Annotated in this window: 14 protein-coding genes; 13 read left to right on the top strand and 1 reads right to left on the bottom strand. The window is 51.0% G+C overall.

Annotation, left to right across the window (positions count from 1 at the left end; all coding sequences use genetic code 11):
• Window positions 1–69 precede the first annotated feature (69 nt).
• The 9 genes from ACFQ0N_RS32140 to ACFQ0N_RS32100 all read left to right on the top strand — a co-directional run bounded on the left by ACFQ0N_RS32140 (window position 70) and on the right by ACFQ0N_RS32100 (window position 12,291).
• The gene (locus ACFQ0N_RS32140; protein WP_379334204.1) at window positions 70–702 is read left to right on the top strand and encodes a bifunctional 4-hydroxy-2-oxoglutarate aldolase/2-dehydro-3-deoxy-phosphogluconate aldolase; all 633 of its coding nucleotides are present in this window, start codon (window positions 70–72) and stop codon (window positions 700–702) included.
• Window positions 703–964: 262 nt separating this feature from the next.
• Window positions 965–1,978 (top strand): Gfo/Idh/MocA family protein, encoded by a 1,014-nt coding sequence (locus tag ACFQ0N_RS32135; protein WP_379334203.1) that lies wholly within the window; start codon window positions 965–967, stop codon window positions 1,976–1,978.
• Window positions 1,979–1,997: 19 nt separating this feature from the next.
• The gene (locus ACFQ0N_RS32130) at window positions 1,998–5,261 is read left to right on the top strand and encodes an alpha-mannosidase (RefSeq protein ID WP_379334202.1); all 3,264 of its coding nucleotides are present in this window, start codon (window positions 1,998–2,000) and stop codon (window positions 5,259–5,261) included.
• Window positions 5,262–5,333: 72 nt separating this feature from the next.
• Window positions 5,334–6,371 carry a zinc-dependent alcohol dehydrogenase gene (locus ACFQ0N_RS32125; RefSeq protein WP_379334201.1) on the top strand — a complete coding sequence of 346 codons (1,038 nt, stop codon included), beginning with the start codon at window positions 5,334–5,336 and terminating at the stop codon, window positions 6,369–6,371.
• Between the two features lie 33 nt (window positions 6,372–6,404).
• Window positions 6,405–7,397: an ABC transporter permease gene (locus ACFQ0N_RS32120; protein ID WP_379334200.1), complete on the top strand. Its 993-nt coding sequence runs from the start codon at window positions 6,405–6,407 to the stop codon at window positions 7,395–7,397.
• A 10-nt stretch (window positions 7,398–7,407) separates the two neighbouring features.
• The gene (locus ACFQ0N_RS32115; RefSeq protein ID WP_379334199.1) at window positions 7,408–8,295 is read left to right on the top strand and encodes a carbohydrate ABC transporter permease; all 888 of its coding nucleotides are present in this window, start codon (window positions 7,408–7,410) and stop codon (window positions 8,293–8,295) included.
• 110 nt (window positions 8,296–8,405) lie between these two features.
• On the top strand, window positions 8,406–10,031 hold the full coding sequence (locus ACFQ0N_RS32110; RefSeq protein ID WP_379334198.1) for an extracellular solute-binding protein: 1,626 nt from the start codon (window positions 8,406–8,408) through the stop codon (window positions 10,029–10,031).
• Window positions 10,032–10,148: 117 nt separating this feature from the next.
• The gene (locus ACFQ0N_RS32105; RefSeq protein ID WP_379334197.1) at window positions 10,149–11,168 is read left to right on the top strand and encodes a LacI family DNA-binding transcriptional regulator; all 1,020 of its coding nucleotides are present in this window, start codon (window positions 10,149–10,151) and stop codon (window positions 11,166–11,168) included.
• A 100-nt stretch (window positions 11,169–11,268) separates the two neighbouring features.
• Window positions 11,269–12,291: a LacI family DNA-binding transcriptional regulator gene (locus ACFQ0N_RS32100; protein ID WP_379334196.1), complete on the top strand. Its 1,023-nt coding sequence runs from the start codon at window positions 11,269–11,271 to the stop codon at window positions 12,289–12,291.
• Between the two features lie 72 nt (window positions 12,292–12,363).
• On the opposite strand, the gene ACFQ0N_RS32095 is transcribed toward ACFQ0N_RS32100, so the two are convergent.
• Complete coding sequence (locus tag ACFQ0N_RS32095) at window positions 12,364–13,782, bottom strand: glycosyl hydrolase family 28-related protein (protein WP_379334195.1); 1,419 nt, start codon at window positions 13,780–13,782, stop codon at window positions 12,364–12,366.
• A 340-nt stretch (window positions 13,783–14,122) separates the two neighbouring features.
• On the opposite strand from ACFQ0N_RS32095, the gene ACFQ0N_RS32090 reads away from it, so the two are divergent.
• From ACFQ0N_RS32090 to ACFQ0N_RS32075, 4 genes are all read left to right on the top strand, one after another.
• Window positions 14,123–15,529 carry a sialate O-acetylesterase gene (locus ACFQ0N_RS32090; protein ID WP_379334194.1) on the top strand — a complete coding sequence of 469 codons (1,407 nt, stop codon included), beginning with the start codon at window positions 14,123–14,125 and terminating at the stop codon, window positions 15,527–15,529.
• Between the two features lie 36 nt (window positions 15,530–15,565).
• Entirely contained in the window at window positions 15,566–17,056 is a 1,491-nt protein-coding gene (locus ACFQ0N_RS32085) for an FGGY-family carbohydrate kinase (RefSeq protein WP_379334249.1), read from the top strand.
• Window positions 17,057–17,148: 92 nt separating this feature from the next.
• Window positions 17,149–17,832 (top strand): D-lyxose/D-mannose family sugar isomerase, encoded by a 684-nt coding sequence (locus tag ACFQ0N_RS32080; protein ID WP_379334193.1) that lies wholly within the window; start codon window positions 17,149–17,151, stop codon window positions 17,830–17,832.
• Between the two features lie 13 nt (window positions 17,833–17,845).
• Entirely contained in the window at window positions 17,846–18,853 is a 1,008-nt protein-coding gene (locus tag ACFQ0N_RS32075) for a class II fructose-bisphosphate aldolase (protein WP_379334192.1), read from the top strand.
• The last annotated feature ends 149 nt before the right edge of the window (window positions 18,854–19,002 follow it).

Genomic DNA, 19,002 nt, shown 5'->3' with positions numbered 1-19,002 from the left:
ATTTATCGAGTGAAACTTATAAATTCGATAAAATGAACAAAAAGAGGAAGCTTCAGGGAGGATTCGCAAATGAGTCAGATGCTGGACCGATTGATGCAGGAAAAGGTTGTTGCTATTTTTCGCTTCATAGAGGATCAATACGCTGATCAAGCAGCTCAAGCGCTGCTGGATGGCGGCATTTCGATGATGGAAATTACGCTGAATACTGAAGGCGCAACTGGCATGATCAGCCGCTGGCGCGAAAAATTCGGCGCTGAGGCTGCTGTTGGAGCAGGCACAGTGCTGGATTTGGACATGGCGAAAGAGGCGGTTGCAGCCGGTTCGCAGTTTATTATCTCTCCTAATCTCGATGAGGCCGTAATCGCTTATGGCTACGAGAATGGCGTGCCTGTATGGCCGGGCTGCATGACGCCAACCGAGATTGTCCGCGCCTGGAAAGCCGGAGCCGAAGCGGTAAAGGTGTTCCCGATGGCGACGCTTGGCTGGAAATACCTCGCTGAAATCCGCGCTCCGCTGAACAACATCCCGATGATGGGAACGGGCGGCGTCGACCTCGACAATATTAAAGACTACTTCAAAGCGGGCGCATGCGCAGTAGGCATGGGCAGCAAGCTGGTCAACCTGGACTGGGTGCGCGAAGGCCGCTTTGATCTGCTGACCGAGCGTGCACGTCAGTTCGCTGATGCGGCAAAATCTGTATAGTTGCGCAGTATGGCGCGGCCGAGGGCCGCGTCTTTTTTGTTACACTTAGAATCTTCTTGACAGCTTTAGGAACTGCGTGTAAGATTCTTGTTGTAGATAGGTTAAAGCTTTAACAAGGCGTTTCAGCAATCTTCAGCAACTTTTCAACGACGATGTAACAAACTGCATTTAAGGCTTTTTAATCGCTATTTTGCAAATGCAACCGCTTTATTTTTAGCACCAAATTTTCATTAGTACACAATTAAGTTGAAGGGGTAAGAGGATGAAAATTAATATTATTGGGGCCGGGAACATTGCGGATTACCACGGCAAGGCCATTCGCGCACTGGGACATGAAATCGGGATTGTTGCGGATTTTAACGAAGAGTCGGCACGTCGCTTCGCGGAAAAATACGGCTGCCGGTGGACGACGGACACGGAAGCGCTGCTTTCGGAGCAAGCAGATTTGGTTACCGTGGCAGTTCCGAACGCTTTTCACTTTAATGTGGCGACGCAGGCCATTGCAGCTGGGCATGCCGTTCTATGCGAGAAGCCGATGACGCGTTCGGCGGCTCACTCTTCACAATTGGCCGAACAGGTCCGGGAAAGCGGACGGCCATTCTTTGTCGGCTATATGAAGAGGGCGCATCCGACTGTTCAGAAATTCAAGGAATACGCAGGACGAATCGGGTCCATGAAGAGCGGGCTGGTACGCGTATATCATCCGATGCCGGAATCGAGCTGGCCACTCATTTCTGGTCACTTGAGTCAACATCCAGATGCGCCGATGGATGGTGTGTTCGTCAATTCGGGCAGTCATATGCTGGATTTGCTACTTCAATTCGCAGGTCCGGTCAAAAAGGTGCTTGCTGCGCGAATGCAGTACCGTGAGGGCTGTTACCCGAAAGTGGATCAAATGGCTCATGCACTGTTGGAAATGGAGAACGGAGCCTCGATTATAATTGAGTGTGGCTGGCTTCCGCTGTCTGGAGTGGGAAAACGGGACAATGGCTGGGATGAGCTCATTGAACTTCGGGGAGAGAAGGGATTAGCTACACTACATACGACTTGGTGGGAAAGGCCGCAATTTGAATCGCCGGTAGCTGAACTGTGGGACGAAACGAGCAAAACGAAAGAAAGCTTTAACGCCGGGATGTTTGATAATTTTCAGGAAGAGTACCGGTGGATTGAGAAAGCGCTGTCAGGCGAACAAACTCCACTGGCTGACGTTGCCGAGGCACTGGCAGTCGATCGGCTGATTGACGATATTTTTACTGCTGCAGGCATTCAAGTTTAGCGAAGGGAGTATTGAAGAAATGAGCTTAAATCAGGATGCAGTTAGGAGCGGTTGGAAAGCAGGCCTTGAGCGTACAAGGGAAGCACTGAAAGTCAAATGCGAGTTGCTGACGAATGCCTTCAAGCTCAATGTTTGGCGAACACAAACGGGAGTCATTGCGCCGGAGCAGGCAATTGAGCAGCAGAGCGGCTGGCCGGAGCAGCAGCTTGTCTATACGTGGGCACCTCGTGACGGAGACAGAATGTTTTATCGCCAGATTCAAATTCCTGCTTCTTATATGGGCATATCGCTGCTGGCTTCTGAAGTTACCTTAGAGATCTGGATGAATACCGGGGCAACGGTATATGTCAATGGCAAGACGGCTTATCAGGCTAATTATTGGGCAGATACACAGGTAGTGCCAATCGAGCTGACGAAGTCAGCGGGCGAGGATGAGAGCTTTCACTTCTTTATACAGTGCAGGCAGGGAGATGGCTTTGGCTACTTCCCGCTGGCTGAAGTCCGCATCGCGGCAATCGATGAATGGATTTTTCAGCTGGATACGTTTCATGAAGAACTGGGGTTTATACAGTTTTTGATCGAGAATGGAGATATCAGAGATGAGGCGATTATTTCATCTTTGGATGCAGCCCTTGATGCATTTGATTATGAAGCGCTTGATCGGAATAATTGGGAGAGGGTGCAATACAGCATAGAGCAGGCGCGATCCAAGTTGGCTGTCGTTCAGCCGTATGCGAAAGCTTATCAAATTCACCTTATCGCGCATGCCCATATCGATATGAACTGGCTGTGGCCGTGGAGCGAGACGGTCAGTCTGATCATCCGCGATTTTGAAGCGATGCTGGACATTATGGAGCAATATCCTCAAGTCTGCTTCTCGCATAGCCAGGCGGCGACTTACCGAGTCGTGCAGGAGCTAGTTCCGGATTTATGGGATCGGATGATGCGGCAAGTGAAGCGGGGAGCATGGGAGGTGACCGCTTCCACCTGGGTCGAAGGCGATTTGAACATGTCGGGCTACGAAACGCTTATCCGGCAATTTGTTGAAGGGAAGACGTATGCCCGGCAGCATCTGGGTGTAGACCCGATCGTGTGTTGGGAACCGGATACGTTCGGTCACCCGGCTACAATGCCACATGTGCTGACCCGGGCAGGGATCAAATACTACTATCATACGCGTGGCGGCAGGGGGATGCCGCTTTATTGGTGGGAAGGGGCGGAAGGCTCGCGTGTCCTTGTGTTCAATGATCCAAGTTCGACCGGATACAACGGACGAATTTTCGCCTCGCATATTGTATCCGGCTCGATAGAGATGCGGCGAAGCACCGGCTTGAAGACAAATATGTATGTATACGGTATTGGAGATCATGGGGGCGGAGCGACCCGCCAGGACGTTATTCGCGCCATCCGGCTCGATGAGAGCCCACTGCTGCCCCGGTTTACGTTCAGTAAAGCGGTCGATTTTTTTTGTGAAATCGAGCAATCCGGCTGTGCGTTCCCTGTCTTCTCGGGTGAGCTGAACCCGGTATTTGCAGGCTGCTACACAAGCCATGGAGACATCAAGCGGGCGAACAGGCAGACGGAGCATGCGCTGGTTCGGGCGGAGACTTTAGCTGCCATTGCCGATACTTACAGTCTTGTCCAAGGAAAGACTCTTCAAGGCGGGTGGAACCAGGAACCCGGAGTGCACGCTTTGCGGGAGGCGTGGCGCAGGCAGTGCTTTAACCAGTTTCATGATATCTTGTGCGGCTGCTCCATCAAGTCAACCTATCTGGAGGCGCTGCCTGCGGCAGAAGAAGCGCGCCTCACAGCGGAAGGGATTAGCTCACAAGCAATACGGAGCATGCATCCTGCCGCATCGTCAACTGGGCGCACAGCAGCAACACTGGAGCCTGCCATTGTCGTATACAACACCTTATCCTGGAAGAGGACAGACGTAGTTGTACTCCGAAGGGAAGAATATCCGGAAACGGAGGCTTGGCAGGATGGAGACATGCTTGCGGACCCCGACGGCCGGACCGCCGAAATTCAGTGCACCGGCAATGAGATTATATTCGTGGCCCGGAATGTGCCAGCCTGCGGCTTTGTTGTTTACCGGTATTGCGGACCTGCCGACAGTCCGCAGCCGAAGCAGCCAATTCAATGGTCATTCTATAAAAATCCGGTGCTGGAGATAGGCCGGTACCGGGTAGAGGTCGACCATGAATCCGGGACAATTATTGATTTGACAGACAAGAATCTGAGCAAGCAATATGCCTATCCGAATGAGTGGACAGACAGGTTTCCCAAGGGAAAGCTGAATGTGCTGGAAATATACGATGAAGTGCCGCACGGGATGTCAGCCTGGATCATAGGGACTGTGTCTGCAACCGAACGGCTGATCTCCGGCGCTCAGGTCCGTGTGCTGCACGAGGGACCGGTATTTCAGTCTGTTGAAGTAATCCATCGTTGCAGAGAATCGGAGATTCGGCAGGAAATTCGGGTTTACCGGGAGTTGGACCGTATTGACTTTCCAACTACAGTAGAATGGAACGGGCAAGGTTCGGGAACGAAGCAGGCGCCGATGCTCAAAGTACTATTTACCCCCGCAGTGAGATCTGTGCAGCATACGGCGAATATTCCATTCGGAGCGATTGAACGTCCGGCGGATGGCTCAGAGATGCCGGCCTTGCATTGGATCGACGTATCGGAAGGGAAAGACGGCCGAACCTTTGGAATGTCATTGCTCAATAACAGTAAATACGGGCATTCCATTCAAGGCAATACAATGGCGATAACACTAATTCGCAGCTCCTATGAGCCGGATAATACGCCGGATATCGGTCATCACCAGTTTACTTATTCGGCGTACCCTCACGCCGGAGACTGGAGAGAGGCACATACCGACCGAAGAGGCTGGGAGTTGAATCAGCCGCTTACAGCAGCCGCGGCTATGACGCCGGGCAGTCTGGAGGCAGGGCAAGGATCATTCAGTGCTTTGTGTCTGGAAGAGCTGACTGCTCATGGCTGGGAGGAAGCATCGGGGACTATTGTCACGGCATTCAAGCCTTCCGGGTACAGCGGGAGCGGGGAAGCGGCCACATTGATCCGGCTTGCCCGGATGCACGGCAATGCCGATCGCCTGCGAATTGTTATGCCTGCCCAAATTGCAAGAATAGAAGAAACAGATTTGCTGGAGACCGCATTCCGGACGATCGGCCATGGCGCGGACGGCAGTATAGACATCGGAAGCATGAAGGAAGGCGAAATTCGTTCTTTCCTCGTATATAACAAACCCTTTTAAATAATCAAAGAATGTAATGGTCCAACTGTTTCTCGTAGCAATCGCTAAATTTATGAATAAAGGAGAATCACGATGCAGATTCGAAGCGCATTTCTGAAGTCGCCCTGGAATTGCTCCTTGCGCACGATTGACCTGCCGGATTATGTGCCTGATGAACATGTACTAATACGTGTCGAAGCCTGCGGCATTTGCGGCACGGACCTCAGCAATGCAGAGGATAAGCTGGGGGATTGGCAGCCGTTTGGCCATGAGATTGCGGGTGTGATCGAGCGTCTGGGCGAGCATTGCCCCGGCTTGAACGTGGGCGACAGAGTCGTTCTGGAATCCTCCAGCTACTGTGGACGATGCGATATATGCCGGAGCGGACGGGTGGATTTATGCAATAAAGCACCCCAGTTCTGGATGGCAGGGCCTTCCATGGGCTTCGCTGATTATTTATTTGCCCCTGCTTGCTGTGTAGTCCGCTATGACGGCCTTACGCCGGAAGCGGCGAGTCTTGCAGAGCCGGCAGGTGTAGCTTATGACATGGTGAAGACAGCAGACATTCAGCATGGCAACCGGGTCTGTCTGATCGGTCCCGGGCCGATCGGGTTAATGGCCATTCCGATGGCATTGCGCAGTGGTGCGGACCAGGTCGTGTGCATTGGCAGGAGCAGCACCCGCCCCAGGCTTGAGGCTGCTGCCCAGTTAGGGGCAAAGCCGGTTGCCTGCGATCGGCCGCTAACAGAATATCCGGAGCTTCAGCAACAATTTGACCGGATACTGCTAACAGCCCCGGTGCAGGTGATACCTGAAGCGTTGTCATTGCTTGCCTATGGGGGCATTCTAGCCTACATCGGCATTGGAAGCGGATCTGGCATGATCAGTTTTGATGCCAACGATTTTCACTTCAGGAAGCTGCAGCTGAGGGCAAGCTTTGCAAGCCCAGCTCTGTACTACCCCATTGTGCTGAAGATGCTCAAGAATGGCACGATCCCCGCAGATCTCATCATTTCGCACCGCTTGCCGTTAAGCGGAATTGAAGAAGCGATGACGATGTGCAGAGAAGAGAAAGCCAAGACCATCAAGGTTGTCATTGTGCCGGACGAAGAATCAGGCAAGAATGATTAGAACGAGCTGAACCAAGCAACTGGAATGAATGGAATGGCAACTCATGTTGCAGCGTCGAAAACCGGCGGTTACCGGATCGGGGGGGATCATGTGGCAGGTGCAGTACAGAACGAACGACATCCTGCTTTAAAGCGTCGCAAACTTTGGAAGAATTGGCAATTATATTTGTTTATCGCGCCTACACTGGCCTATTTTATCATTTTTAGCTATTTTCCGATGTACGGGGTGCAAATTGCCTTCAAGAAATTTGTCGCCAGCAAAGGGATTTGGGGAAGTGAATGGGTCGGGCTGGATCATTTCTACCGTTTTTTTAATTCCTATTATTTTTGGGACTTGATTAAGAATACGATGGGCATCAGCTTATATGAGCTGGCTGTCGGGTTTCCCGTACCGATCGTGCTCGCGCTGGCTTTGAATGAATTGAAGAAGTCGTTGTTTAAAAACACGCTGCAGACGATAACCTATGCGCCTTATTTTATTTCGACGGTTGTCATGGGCGGACTTATTATTGCCTTCCTGTCTCCGCAAACCGGAATTATCAACACGATGGTCAAAGCATTTGGAGGCGAGCCGATTGCCTTCCTCTCGGATCCGGCCTGGTTTAAAACCGTTTATGTGCTGTCCGGGGTGTGGCAGGGAATGGGGATGGGAACGATTATTTTCTTGGCTGTCCTCTCCGGCATTGACCCTGGCTTGCATGAAGCGGCTATCATTGACGGGGCGTCCCGCTTTCAGCGGATTCTGTACATTAACCTGCCCGGACTTGCACCGACGATGATCATCATTTTGATTTTGAATATGGGCAATGTTTTATCGGTTGGCTATGAGAAAATATTTCTGCTGCAAAATTCCTTGAACATGGAGTCATCCGATGTCATCTCGACCTATGTGTACCGGAGCGGGCTGCAGCAGGCGCAGTACAGCTTCTCGGCAGCAGTTGGCTTGTTTAATTCCGCCATTAATCTGGTCATTCTGGTGCTTGTCAACTGGATTGCCAGACGAACGCAAAAAGTAAGTCTATGGTAGGGGGAGCGGCATGATCAATAACACGGCTTCGGATAAAGTGTTTATCTCAATCGTGTATCTTTTACTTGGCATCATACTCGTTGTAGTGCTCTACCCGCTTATTTATGTGTTAAGCGCTTCCATTAGCAACCCGATTTATGTGGGCACAGGCGAAATGTGGCTGTGGCCCCGGGATATCACCTTTGCAGGCTATGAGCGGGTGCTGCGCAACATGGACATTTGGACCGGGTTCCGCAATACGCTGATGTATACCGGGCTAGGCACCACGATTAATTTGCTGCTGACGATACCTTGCGCATACGCGCTGAGCCGCAAAGATCTGGCCGGACGAAACATCATTATGGGCGTGCTGGTCTTCACTATGTTTTTCAGCGGGGGGCTGATCCCGACCTATTTGATTATTAAGCAGCTGGGGATGCTCAACACCATCTGGAGTGTCGTGATTGGAGCGTCGGTCTGGAACATTATCATTACCCGCACTTATTTTCAGACGACGATCCCAAGCGAGCTTGTGGAGGCTGCGGAAATTGACGGATGCTCAACCTTCCGGTTATTCCTGCGCATCGTTCTGCCGCTATCGGCACCGATTATTGCGGTGATGGCGCTGTTCTACGGAATTGGCCATTGGAACAGCTACTTCGGCGCCATGATTTACTTGTCGGACCGGGAGCTGTTTCCGCTGCAGCTCATTCTGCGCGAAATACTGGTCATTAATGAAATGAACGATTCAGCGATGATGACCGGGACGGAGATGGAAACCTTGAATGAACAGGCCAAAATTTCCGGCATTATGAAGTATGCGGTAATGGTTGTATCAGCTGCCCCGGTCATCGTCATCTATCCATTTCTGCAAAGATACTTTGTGAAGGGGGTGATGATCGGCTCGTTGAAAGGGTAGGGAAGCTCAGGTGCTTTCGATTCTTGGGATTAGAGGAAGGCTGGTTGTATGATCACAGTTCATGTTTGACGGCCATGTTGCAACAACTTAACACTAAACGGGGGATTCCAATGAAAAAAATAAGTGTAGTGCTGCTCATGATCATTTCAACCGCGGTCCTAGCTTTGTCGGGCTGCAGCGGGGAGAAAGCAACAAATGGAACGAAAGAAGGAAATGGAGCAAATGGGACTACAGAGAAGACGACGTCCGGCAACTTCAATGAGACGGGTTACCCGATCGTGAATGAAGCGATTTCCTTGAAAATTATGGGACCCAAGCATGCTGTTCAGGCTCCGTGGAAGGACATGGTGTTTTTCCAGGAGATGAGCAAGATGACCAATATGAATTTTGAGTTCGACACCCCTACAGGTGAAGCCTATGCCGAGCGGAAAAATTTGGCGTTTGCCAGCGACCAGCTGCCGGACATCTTTTTTGGCTATGCGCTGAACACGGCGGAGGAGGTCAAGTACGGCAGTGAGGGGAAGCTGATCCCGCTTGAAGGGCTGATCGAAAAGTATGCCCCTAATATTCAAGCGATGTTTGAAGCGATGCCTGAAGTCAAGAAATCCATTACGGCGCCTGATGGCCATATTTATTCACTTCCTTCGATTAACAGGGCGCCTGTTGCCATTTACAATCCGGTGTGGGTCAACGGAGATTGGCTGAATAAGCTGGGCATTAAGGAGCTGCCGACGACAACCGAAGGCTTCTATGAACTGCTCAAGAAGTTTAAGGAAGGAAGCCCGGGCGGAGCTGACAGTGTTCCGTTCATGTCCTGGTTAGGCGGGGCCGATCTGGCCTGGTTCCTGATGCCGGCATTCGGACATCTGTCGACCGGTACAGAGGTTGTGGACGGTAAAGTCCAATATGGCGCGTTGAGTGACGGGTACAAGGCGTACTTGAAATTTGTTAACCGGTTGTGGACAGAGAAGCTGATCAACCAGGATATGTATAATATCGGCTTCACCGAGCTGTCTGCAAGAGGCAAGGACAACAAGTTTGGCATGGGCTATATGTGCTGTGCCAATGTGCTGTACAACGTCGTGAAGCCGGAAGATATTTTGAAGCATAAAGTGCTCCCACCACTGACAAGCGAGTTGAATGCAACGCCGATGTATCCGGGAGGAACGGGCATCACGACTGGCGTATTCGCCATTACGAGCAAGAACAAGTATCCGGAGGCGTCCATTCGCTGGGTAGACTATCTGTATTCGCCGGATGGGAGTATTTTTGTCCAGTATGGGCCGGAGGGAACAACGTGGGAGTATGCGGATAAAGAGAAGAAAATCCGTAAAACGATTCCGGTTCCTGAAGGAGAGGATGTATCGCAGCGTCAAGGGAAGCTGACCCCGGATGCTGGCTATCCGGCTCCTAAGTGGACGCGTGACGACACGGAGAAGGACTGGCAGGATGTCATAAACCAGCATCGTTACGCAGAAATTGACGGCAAGCTTACCAAGGCCGCGCAGGCTCCGTATCCGCTTGTTTACAATACCGATGAGGAGCAGGAGAGACTGAGCGCCCTGGGCACGGATATTGGCAAGTACCAAAGCGAGATGGAAGCAAAGTTTATTACCGGCCAGTTGCCGATTGATGAGAACTGGGATAAATTCGTCTCCACGATGAAGAAGATGGGCGCGGACGAGATTGTGGACATTGCGACCCAGGCTTATGACCGCTGGGCTGCATCCAAATAAAAAGGCGCGGATATGGCAATTTCAGAGAGATTTAAGAAGGGAATAAAAGGTTGACATCTGAAAAACCGAGGTCTACACTTGTTTTAATGCGAAAGCTTTAAACAAAGGTGAGATCGAATGTCCATTCATGAAATTGCCAAACGGGCCGGTGTCTCGATTGCTACCGTGTCCTATGCGCTCAATAACAAGAAGAAAATAAGCAAGGAAAAGAAGGAACTGATTCTCCGGATTGCTGAGGAGATGAACTATGTTCCGAATTCGCTGGCGAAGGGGCTTCTGGCTAAACGAACGAGTATTATCGGCTTGATTGTCCCGGATATCTCGATGCCCTATACACTCGCGATCATCCGTCATATGGAGCATTATGCACGCCAAAATGATTTGTTTTTACTGCTCGGTCATACGAATGGTCAAATGAGCACCATGCGAAGCATCGTAGACAGCTTCATCAGCAAAAACGTAGATGGTATGATCCTGGCCACCGGCCTGGGTGCAGCCGATCATAAGGAAATGATCAAGATTGTCTCGCGCATCCAGAAGTACAAGGTGCCGAATATTATTATTTCTCCTATGCAGCCGGTTACGGCGCCTTCCATGAATTACGTGGTGCCGGATCTGGAGGAGGGGGAGTATCAGATTACCCGATATCTGCTCAGCCAGGATATCAAGCGGCTAGTATTCATCGGCGGCCAGGACAGCGATTATGTAGCTGCGATTCGCCGCAATGGCTTCAGACGAGCGCTGGCAGACTACAAGCTCCCCGCCCCTGCAGAGTTGTTCTGTGATTGCGGCTATCAATTTCAAGACGGATATCAAGCCATTCTTCGGCTGCTGGATAGCGGACGCGAGGTCCCGAAGGGAATTGTAGCGATCAATGACTCGGTAGCGTTCGGTATCTTCAAAGGATTGAGGGAGCGCCATTTGCGTGTGCCGGAGGATGTCTCGCTCGTCGGTTATGACGACATCGAGCTGCCAACACTGGATTTTATCCCGCTTACCACAGTCAAAATTCCCGTGGAGGAAATTTGCAGGCTTTCTATTGAGGGGCTAATGAAATGCCGGGAAGGCATCGATATGACCTTCCAGTATTCGCTTAAACCACAAGTGATCTTCCGTGAATCGGTCTTGGCACAATAGGCCGGCTGTGCAGGCTGTCCCGAACGGCGGGGCAGCCTGTCAAATAGCGTGGCTGGACAGTAATTTATTTAAAGCTTTAAACTAAAGGTTGTGTGATTCGATGTCCATACATGAAATTGCCCGCAGAGCGGGTGTATCGATCGCTACTGTCTCCTATGCGTTGAACAACAAAGGTAATGTAAGCAGCCAGAAACGAGAACTGATTGCCAGAATCGCAGAGGAATTGAATTATGTGCCGAACTCGCTGGCCAAAGGGCTGCTCAGCAAGAAAACAAGCATCATTGGCTTGATCGTACCGGATATCTCAATGCCTTATACGTTGGCGCTGATCCGGTATTTGGAGCTGCATGCGAGAGAAAATGAGCTTTTTCTGCTCCTTGGTCATACGGATGGCAATATGAAGACGCTGATGGGAATTGTAGATAGCTTTATTAGCAAAAATGTGGATGCCCTCATCATCGCCACAGGGTCCGATTTCAGTGAGGCCGATATGAGCGAAGCAATCAGCCATATTGAAAAATTCAAGGTGCCTTCGATTCTCATTTCGCCGAGCCATCATTTCCAAGGGATGAAGATGAATTATGTGATTCCGGATTTGGAGGAAGGCGAGTACCAGATTACCCGCTTTTTACTGGCCAACGGTCATCGCCAGCTTCTCTATGTGGGCGGTGAACGTCATAATTTCGTGACAGAAATTAGACGACGAGGATTTGTACGGGCGCTTGAAGCAGCGGGGATTGAGGTGCAAGAGGATCAATACCGGGATTGCGGGTACACGTTCCAGGACGGGTATTGTGAAATCATCCGTTTTTTGGAAAGCGGTTCGCCGCTGCCTTCAGCGTTCGTCGCTATCAACGATTCCGTAGCGCTTGGCATTTATAAGGGCCTCAAGGAACGGGGGATTCGTGTACCAGAGGATGTCTCGCTGGTTGGCTATGATGACATCGAGCTGCCAACACTAGATTTTATCCCGATGACAACCGTGAAAATCCCAGTGGCAGAAATGAGCAGGCTCTGTATGGATGGATTAATGCGGTATTGGGAAGGACAAAACTTCACATTTCAATATTCACTCAAGCCTGAGCTGGTGATCCGTGACTCTGTAAAGATCCTGCCAGAGTAGTTTGGACAGGGGATGGGTATCAAAAAACTCCGGCTCTGAAATTGTTGTAGAGCCGGAGATTTTGGCCTTGTATCATTCCTCACATTCATAGGACCCTGTTAGAACGAGAATCGCCCCGTCAACGCCGGGATAGCTGTTATCGTAGTTTGTAATGTCTAGATTAAGGCTTGCGGCGGAGGTGGCAGCAAGCATCTTGCCGCCTACGGCGATCTCTCTGCCGGAGGCCATAGCATAGGAACGCGGTTTGACCGGGAGCGCAGCAGTAAGTGCCCCTGCACCGGTTCCGTTCGTTGTAATGGTAATCGCTATCTCAAATTGCACCGTATTCCGGTCTTTCCGGTACCGTCCGGTTGCACTCTTCGCGGGAATATGCCCGATTTGCGATGAGACCGCCGGTGTATATCCGACCCATACTCCGTCGCCTGCAATATTTCCATAATTGCCATTCGTATTGTGGAAAGCTTTGGCATAGGAGGAAACCCGGCTCGCAGCTTCAGCGGCATAAATGCCGTAGCCCTCATTATTAAATATGTAGGTGGAGGAGGAAACCTCTACATAAGTCGTCAAGTCTGCAACTTCAATGCCATTGCTTTTGCAATTGAACACTTGGCCGCAGTTGACGGATATACGGCCGTGCGCCCAGTTTTCCACGAAAATGCCATTTGCCGGTGTGCCGCCGAATACCCCTGAGGAGCCAACGAAGCCCCCGATTGTTACAGGCGCATTGGAGGTCAATGTATCATTGAAATGAATGCCGGATTTAAACGCGCCGTCAGAGACAAAATGATCCCCGAAGAAAATTTCCCGATTATGCCGTGCAACAGCTGCATTGTCGATGAGCACGCTGGTGCCGCATCCGAAATTAACCGTGTTGTCTACATAGATGCCTCCGAACCCGCCGGCGACATGAATGCCGACATTACAGCTTACGTTCATGCCCTTGTCGATAAATAAATCCGCGCCATGATCATCGGAAGCGTTACCATTTACTCGTATGCCGATATCCTGGACAAAATTCTGATATTGCGTAAGGTAGCCTTGTTGAACATCGTCAAACCAAAACCCGCCGTGCAGCTTCCTTGTGCCGTCGACCCCATCCATGACGACATTATCGACATAGATACGATCGATGCGCCGGGAGTGGAGAGCAAATCCGACCGTCATCACTGTGTTTGAGGTAAAGCGGAAGTTGGATAAGCTCCATCCATAATGAGGCGTTCCGTCACCGCAAGTCAGCAAGTCGATTGTACTGTCGACGCCGTCATAGAGAAAAACGGTGGAGAAAGGTCCGCTGCCAGAGAGGCTGATGTTGTTAACCGCAGGTATCGTTAACGCGGATGTGAACCGGTATATGCCGTTTGCGGCAATAAGGGCTGCAGGCTCAGCAGGTGAAGCGCCAGCTGCACTGTTTAACCATGCCTGAATCGCTGCTGTATCATCAGAAATGCCGTCTCCAGCTGCGCCGAAGTCTTGAAGTGAAAATTGCGCCATACATATCATCCTCCTGCAATTTTATATAAACCTTTAACCTTTCGAGTTCAATTTAATATAGCGAGGTTCGGGTTGTCAATAGTTAAATTGCAGTTCGTTTAGTTGCAACAGAGAGTGGAGTTATGAAATTGATTTCTTTACTAACAATTAAAAGCTGATTGGCGTAAAACAAACGATGTAACTCGCTATTGACAGCGCTTTATTGAGTGGGTAAGATTTAACTGTTAAGGTTAAAGGTTTAAATAAAGGAATGGTAGGATGCTGATCCGCCAATCGAAAAATAGCTGTAAAGAGGAGCAGAGAGGCTTGTAGGCTTGTATTCGTGGAGGGAGGTATTTGGATGAGACAGCAGATCAAGTGGGTGAGTCCCACACCGCATCAAGTGTTTCAGCGAAATTTGCATGATCAGGCGTCAATAGCCTTTTCTGTTCAAGTTGCCGGCGGTATAAAAAACGGACGGCTAGAGGTGCGAACGTCATGCACCTCCTGGAAGGCGTGTGGGCTGATCGAAGGCCATGAAGAATGTTTGACGGGAACAGTTGAAAATTTGACGACTGGTGAACACACGCTGTATGTCCGAATTGTAGATGGCGAGGGTGCAGAGCTACTGGAGAAATGCAGTCTGGGGCCGATATTTGTCGGAGATCTGTGGATTCTTGCAGGACAATCGAATATGGAGGGCTGTGGCAGATTGATTGATGTTGAGGCTGCTCAGGCAGGAGTGAGCTGCTTCTATCTCGGAGACCGCTGGGATATTGCGGCTGAGCCGCTCCATTGGGCGCTGGAATCACATGATCCCGTACACTGGAAGAATTGGATGCCCTACCGAAGTCGTTCAGAGCTGAATGAAGCTATACGAAGGGACAGGGTGCTGGGGAGCGGTCTCGGAATGGCGTTCGGGAAGGAACTGCTCCTGCATAGCGGTGTGCCTACCGGGCTGGTCATGGCTGCATCCGGCGGAACTTCTATGTCGGAATGGGATCCGGAATTGAAGCATTTGGAAGGCGGCTCTCTGTATGGCGCGATGCTTCGCATCGTTGAGGCCGCTGGCGGTCAGGTGAAGGGCTGTTTATGGTATCAGGGGGAAAGCGATGCGACTGAGGAAGCTGCGGAGAAGTATGCGGAGCGAATGAGACGGTTTGTCAGCTGCTTGCGGCAAGATCTCGGCGATGCCAGCCTGCCGTTCATTTATGTTCAGCTGGGTCCTGTGTATACTCAGCTAGGCTTAGAGCTGGCTTGGCCGGAGGAACGCGCCTGGAACCGGATCCAGAATGAACAGCTGCTGCTTGAAGCCGAGCTGGCGCATGTAGCTCTTGTTCCTGCGATAGATATGCTGCTGGATGACTTTATTCACCTAGGTTCGGCATCGCTTAAAGAGCTTGGCAGGCGAGTGGCTGCCACTGTGTTAAACAAGGTCTATCATTTAACGGCAGGATCATCCGGGCCGCGCCTGTCGGCGGCAGCTTGGACGAACGGCAGCAGAACCGGGCTGAAATTGTCATTTACGGGGCTGAACGGGGGCTTTCAATTGGTCGATCGGCCGTTCGGTTTCTCCTTGATGAGTGAAGGCGTCGCGATTGCACATAAAGCCAAGCTCACGGAAGACAGGAGGGGGATCCTGCTGTGCCTTGCGATAGCGGCCCCGGAAGGCTGCACGCTGTGGCATGGCAAGGGCTTGAATCCGACCGTCAACCTAAAAGATCAATCCGGGTATCCGCTGCCTGTCTGGGGGCCGATTCCGGTATAGACAAGGTACAGATAAGGAGGAGTCATATTGTCGATAATGGGGCTTGATATCGGCACTTCCGGCTGCAAATGTACATGGCTAGATGAGAATGGCGCCGTGCTGGCCGCTGCCAGTTCCACTTATGCGGTGAGCCGATCTCAAGAAAGCTATTGTGAGCTGAATCCATCGGAAGTGTGGTCAGCGGTAAAGAGCACTATTGCAACTGTTTTGAAAAGACCGACATCCGTTCCGGTAAAAGCTATTTCGATCTCATCCTTTGGCGAAGCTGTTATTCCGGTTGGGGTCGACGGTCGCGTGCTAGACAGCAGTATACTCTATACGGATATCAGAGGCCAAGCGGAAGCGGAGTTTCTGTGTAATCAGCTTGGAGCTGAACGTATGATGGAATTGACGGGCCTCCCGGTCCACCCGATGTACTCCATTACCAAAATGATGTGGATCAAGCGGCATCGCCCCGGGCTTTACCGTCGGACCGCGAAATTTATGCAGTTCGGCGATTATATCGCCTACCAGCTTACCGGCTTGGCCTGCATCGATTATTCGCTCGCCTCGCGGACAATGGCGTTCAATATTAGAAGCAAAGCATGGGAGCCTTCTATTTTGGCGGCGGCCGATATCGACGCCAATCTGTTATCCAAGCCGGTTTCTTCCGGCGACATCATCGGGACTGTGCACAGGGAAGCTTCGGAGGAGACAGGGCTGCCAGCAGGGACACTCGTTGTAGCAGGGGGACACGATCAGGCCTGTGCGGCGCTTGGTGCCGGTGTCATCCGCGAAGGTCAAGCAATCGACGGCATCGGGTCTGTGGAGTGCATCACACCGGCATACAAACGCCCGGTTCTGAGCGCGGATATGCTGAAGTATCGGTACAATTGCGCGCCGCATCTTTTCAGCGGCATGTATTTGTCCTATGCCTTCAATTTCACTGGCGGTTCCCTGCTCCAATGGTATAAGGATGGCTTTGGGAAGGCAGAAGCCATCGAGGCGGAGCGCAAGGGCATCAGTCCATTTGAACACTTAAACGACCGTGCGGCCGATGTCCCGACAGATTTGCTCGTCATTCCGCATTTTGCCGGTTCCGGTACCCCAACTATGAACCCGGCTGCAAAAGGCGTGATTCACGGACTGACATTGTCTACTGAGCCAAAGCATATTTACCGCGCACTGATGGAAGGCATTAATTACGATATGCTTTACAATCTGGAATGCTTGAACTGTACCGGAATTCGGGTAGATACGCTGCGGGCAGTCGGTGGCGGGGCCAGATCGGCGCTGTGGATGCAGATGAAGGCGGATATTATGAATCGGCAAGTGGAGACGCTCCATGTCAGCGAAGCCGGCACGCTTGGAGTTGCCATTCAAGCCGGTGTCGCGGCTGGCATCTATCGGTCAGTCGAAGAAGCGGTTCGGCAGCTCGTTCAAGTGAAAGAGACCTTTTATCCGGATCCGGAGCGTGCAGCGATTTATGCGGGGCACTACGAGCGTTATAAAGAACTCATGTCCTTGTTTCAAAATAAGAGTGTATAGGGCTCGATGATAGGGGAAAGGGTGTTAGGGTGATAAGGTGGGAGTGACAGGAACTGAGGATTGTGAAAATAAATCAGCTGGAGGCTGACGCGATGAAACGTTCGGAGCTAAATCAAATCATGAGGGAAGCGGTGCAATTTGTACAAGCGATGAATTACAAGCTTCCCCCTTTTGCTTACTGGAATGCAGAGAAATGGTCCGGTAAAGGCGAGGATTATGCAGAAATTCGGGAGAACATGCTGGGCTGGGATATAACGGACTTCGGAAGCGGAAATTTTATTCAGACAGGTCTGCTCCTATTCACCGTTCGCAACGGTAATTTTCATCAAGACAGCTGCCAAAAAACTTATGCGGAGAAGCTGCTGATTGTAGAAGAGGGACAGGTAACGCCGCTGCATTTTCACTGGAGCAAGATGGAGGATATCATTAATCGCGGTGGCGGAAATTTAATGGTTCAAATGTACTCGTCAACCGAAGATGATCAATTGGCGGATACGCCGATTGAGGTTTCAGTTGATGGAAGGAAGCTTAACCTGCCGGCGGGCAGTACAGTCAGGCTGACTCCGGGCGAGAGCATTACACTACCGCCCAGGCTGTACCATAAGCTGTGGGGGGAAGAAGGGAGCGGAAAGGTGCTCATCACGGAGATATCCTCTGTCAATGATGATCGGATAGATAACCGGTTTCTGGAGCCGATTGGCCGGTTTCCTGCAATTGAAGAGGACGAAGAGCCGCTCTATTTGCTCTACACCGACTATTTGCCGCCGGTAAGCTAGGGAGAACAGGGAAATGGCGATAATTACAGGCAAGCATAACGTGCAGCAGGTTTACCGGGAGGCTCAGGACCGAGGGTGGGTGCTTCCTTGCTTCAATAGCGAAAATTTGACCACGACGGAGGCCATTCTCTCTACGGTTCAGGAGCATGGAGATGAAATCGGTATTCCTAATCTTCCAATTATAATCGGCATTACAGTCTTGTATGACGAGCGGCCGCAGGCGGTGCATTACACGAATACGCACCGTTGGGACACTGGATTGCAGCTGTTTATGGAGGAGCTGCAGGTACTAGCCGGAGCGGGCGGACCCTATGAAAATTTACAGGTACTGATTCATCTGGATCATATAATACATGAGAAGGATTCCGGTCTGCTTCAGTGGGATCTCTCCCGTTTTTCCTCCATCATGTATGATGCATCCAAGCTGCCAATAGAAGAAAATTGTGAGGTCACGGCGCAGTTTGTCCAAAACTACGGGCATCTCCTGCTAGTTGAAGGGGCTTGCGATGAAATCGCAGAATACGGTGACGGCCAGTCCGGCGATCTGACGACGGCTGACCAAGTGGAACGGTATTACCGGACTACCGGCGTGGATATGGTCGTTGCCAATCTGGGGACCGAGCACCGCGCATCGTCAAGCGATTTGAAATACCGGGGTGATTATGCCCGTCAGATTAAGGAGCGAATTGGCCCGAAGCTGGTGCTTCATGGCGGATCTTCGGTTAAGGAAGCGGAAATAAAGCATCTGGCTGATGACGGCATTTGTAAAGTTAACATCTGGACATTGCTGGAACGGGAAGCCTCCACTGTCCTATTTGAGCATATGGTGAGAAATGCCTCAAAGGTCGCAGGTTTCGCTGCCCTTGAACGTCTGCGGCAGGAAGGATATTTGGGTTTTGCCGCAGCAGGCAGCAGCCGCGGACCGGACCTCGATTATTTTACTACTGCAGCCAGACAGCGTCTCGTCTACTGCACTATGAAGCGGATTATTAAAAACTATCTTAAGATGTGGTATATATGAGAGCGGAGTATCCCGCTCTTTTTCAATACTAAGCTTTTCACTGCTAAGGCAACTATTTCAAATAAAAAGAAAAGGCCTGTGGCAAAATCCACAGGCAACAAGAGAGAATATATAATAAAGGGGGGTCATGTTTCTATAATACTATTACA

The sequence above is a fragment of the Paenibacillus sp. GCM10027626 genome (genome assembly GCF_042676285.1).
Lineage (GTDB): Bacteria > Bacillota > Bacilli > Paenibacillales > Paenibacillaceae > Paenibacillus_Z.
Note: the sequence above shows the minus strand (reverse complement) of the source record. Positions and strands in the feature narration are given on the sequence as shown.

Bases quoted from the DNA above. Each gene is read 5' to 3' on its own strand.
- ACFQ0N_RS32140 (WP_379334204.1), top strand. From the start codon at position 70: ATGAGTCAGATGCTGGACCGATTGATGCAGGAAAAGGTTGTTGCTATT.
- ACFQ0N_RS32135 (WP_379334203.1), top strand. From the start codon at position 965: ATGAAAATTAATATTATTGGGGCCGGGAACATTGCGGATTACCACGGC.
- ACFQ0N_RS32130 (WP_379334202.1), top strand. From the start codon at position 1,998: ATGAGCTTAAATCAGGATGCAGTTAGGAGCGGTTGGAAAGCAGGCCTT.
- ACFQ0N_RS32125 (WP_379334201.1), top strand. From the start codon at position 5,334: ATGCAGATTCGAAGCGCATTTCTGAAGTCGCCCTGGAATTGCTCCTTG.
- ACFQ0N_RS32120 (WP_379334200.1), top strand. From the start codon at position 6,405: ATGGCAACTCATGTTGCAGCGTCGAAAACCGGCGGTTACCGGATCGGG.
- ACFQ0N_RS32115 (WP_379334199.1), top strand. From the start codon at position 7,408: ATGATCAATAACACGGCTTCGGATAAAGTGTTTATCTCAATCGTGTAT.
- ACFQ0N_RS32110 (WP_379334198.1), top strand. From the start codon at position 8,406: ATGAAAAAAATAAGTGTAGTGCTGCTCATGATCATTTCAACCGCGGTC.
- ACFQ0N_RS32105 (WP_379334197.1), top strand. From the start codon at position 10,149: ATGTCCATTCATGAAATTGCCAAACGGGCCGGTGTCTCGATTGCTACC.
- ACFQ0N_RS32100 (WP_379334196.1), top strand. From the start codon at position 11,269: ATGTCCATACATGAAATTGCCCGCAGAGCGGGTGTATCGATCGCTACT.
- ACFQ0N_RS32095 (WP_379334195.1), bottom strand. From the start codon at position 13,782: ATGGCGCAATTTTCACTTCAAGACTTCGGCGCAGCTGGAGACGGCATT.
- ACFQ0N_RS32090 (WP_379334194.1), top strand. From the start codon at position 14,123: ATGAGACAGCAGATCAAGTGGGTGAGTCCCACACCGCATCAAGTGTTT.
- ACFQ0N_RS32085 (WP_379334249.1), top strand. From the start codon at position 15,566: ATGGGGCTTGATATCGGCACTTCCGGCTGCAAATGTACATGGCTAGAT.
- ACFQ0N_RS32080 (WP_379334193.1), top strand. From the start codon at position 17,149: ATGAAACGTTCGGAGCTAAATCAAATCATGAGGGAAGCGGTGCAATTT.
- ACFQ0N_RS32075 (WP_379334192.1), top strand. From the start codon at position 17,846: ATGGCGATAATTACAGGCAAGCATAACGTGCAGCAGGTTTACCGGGAG.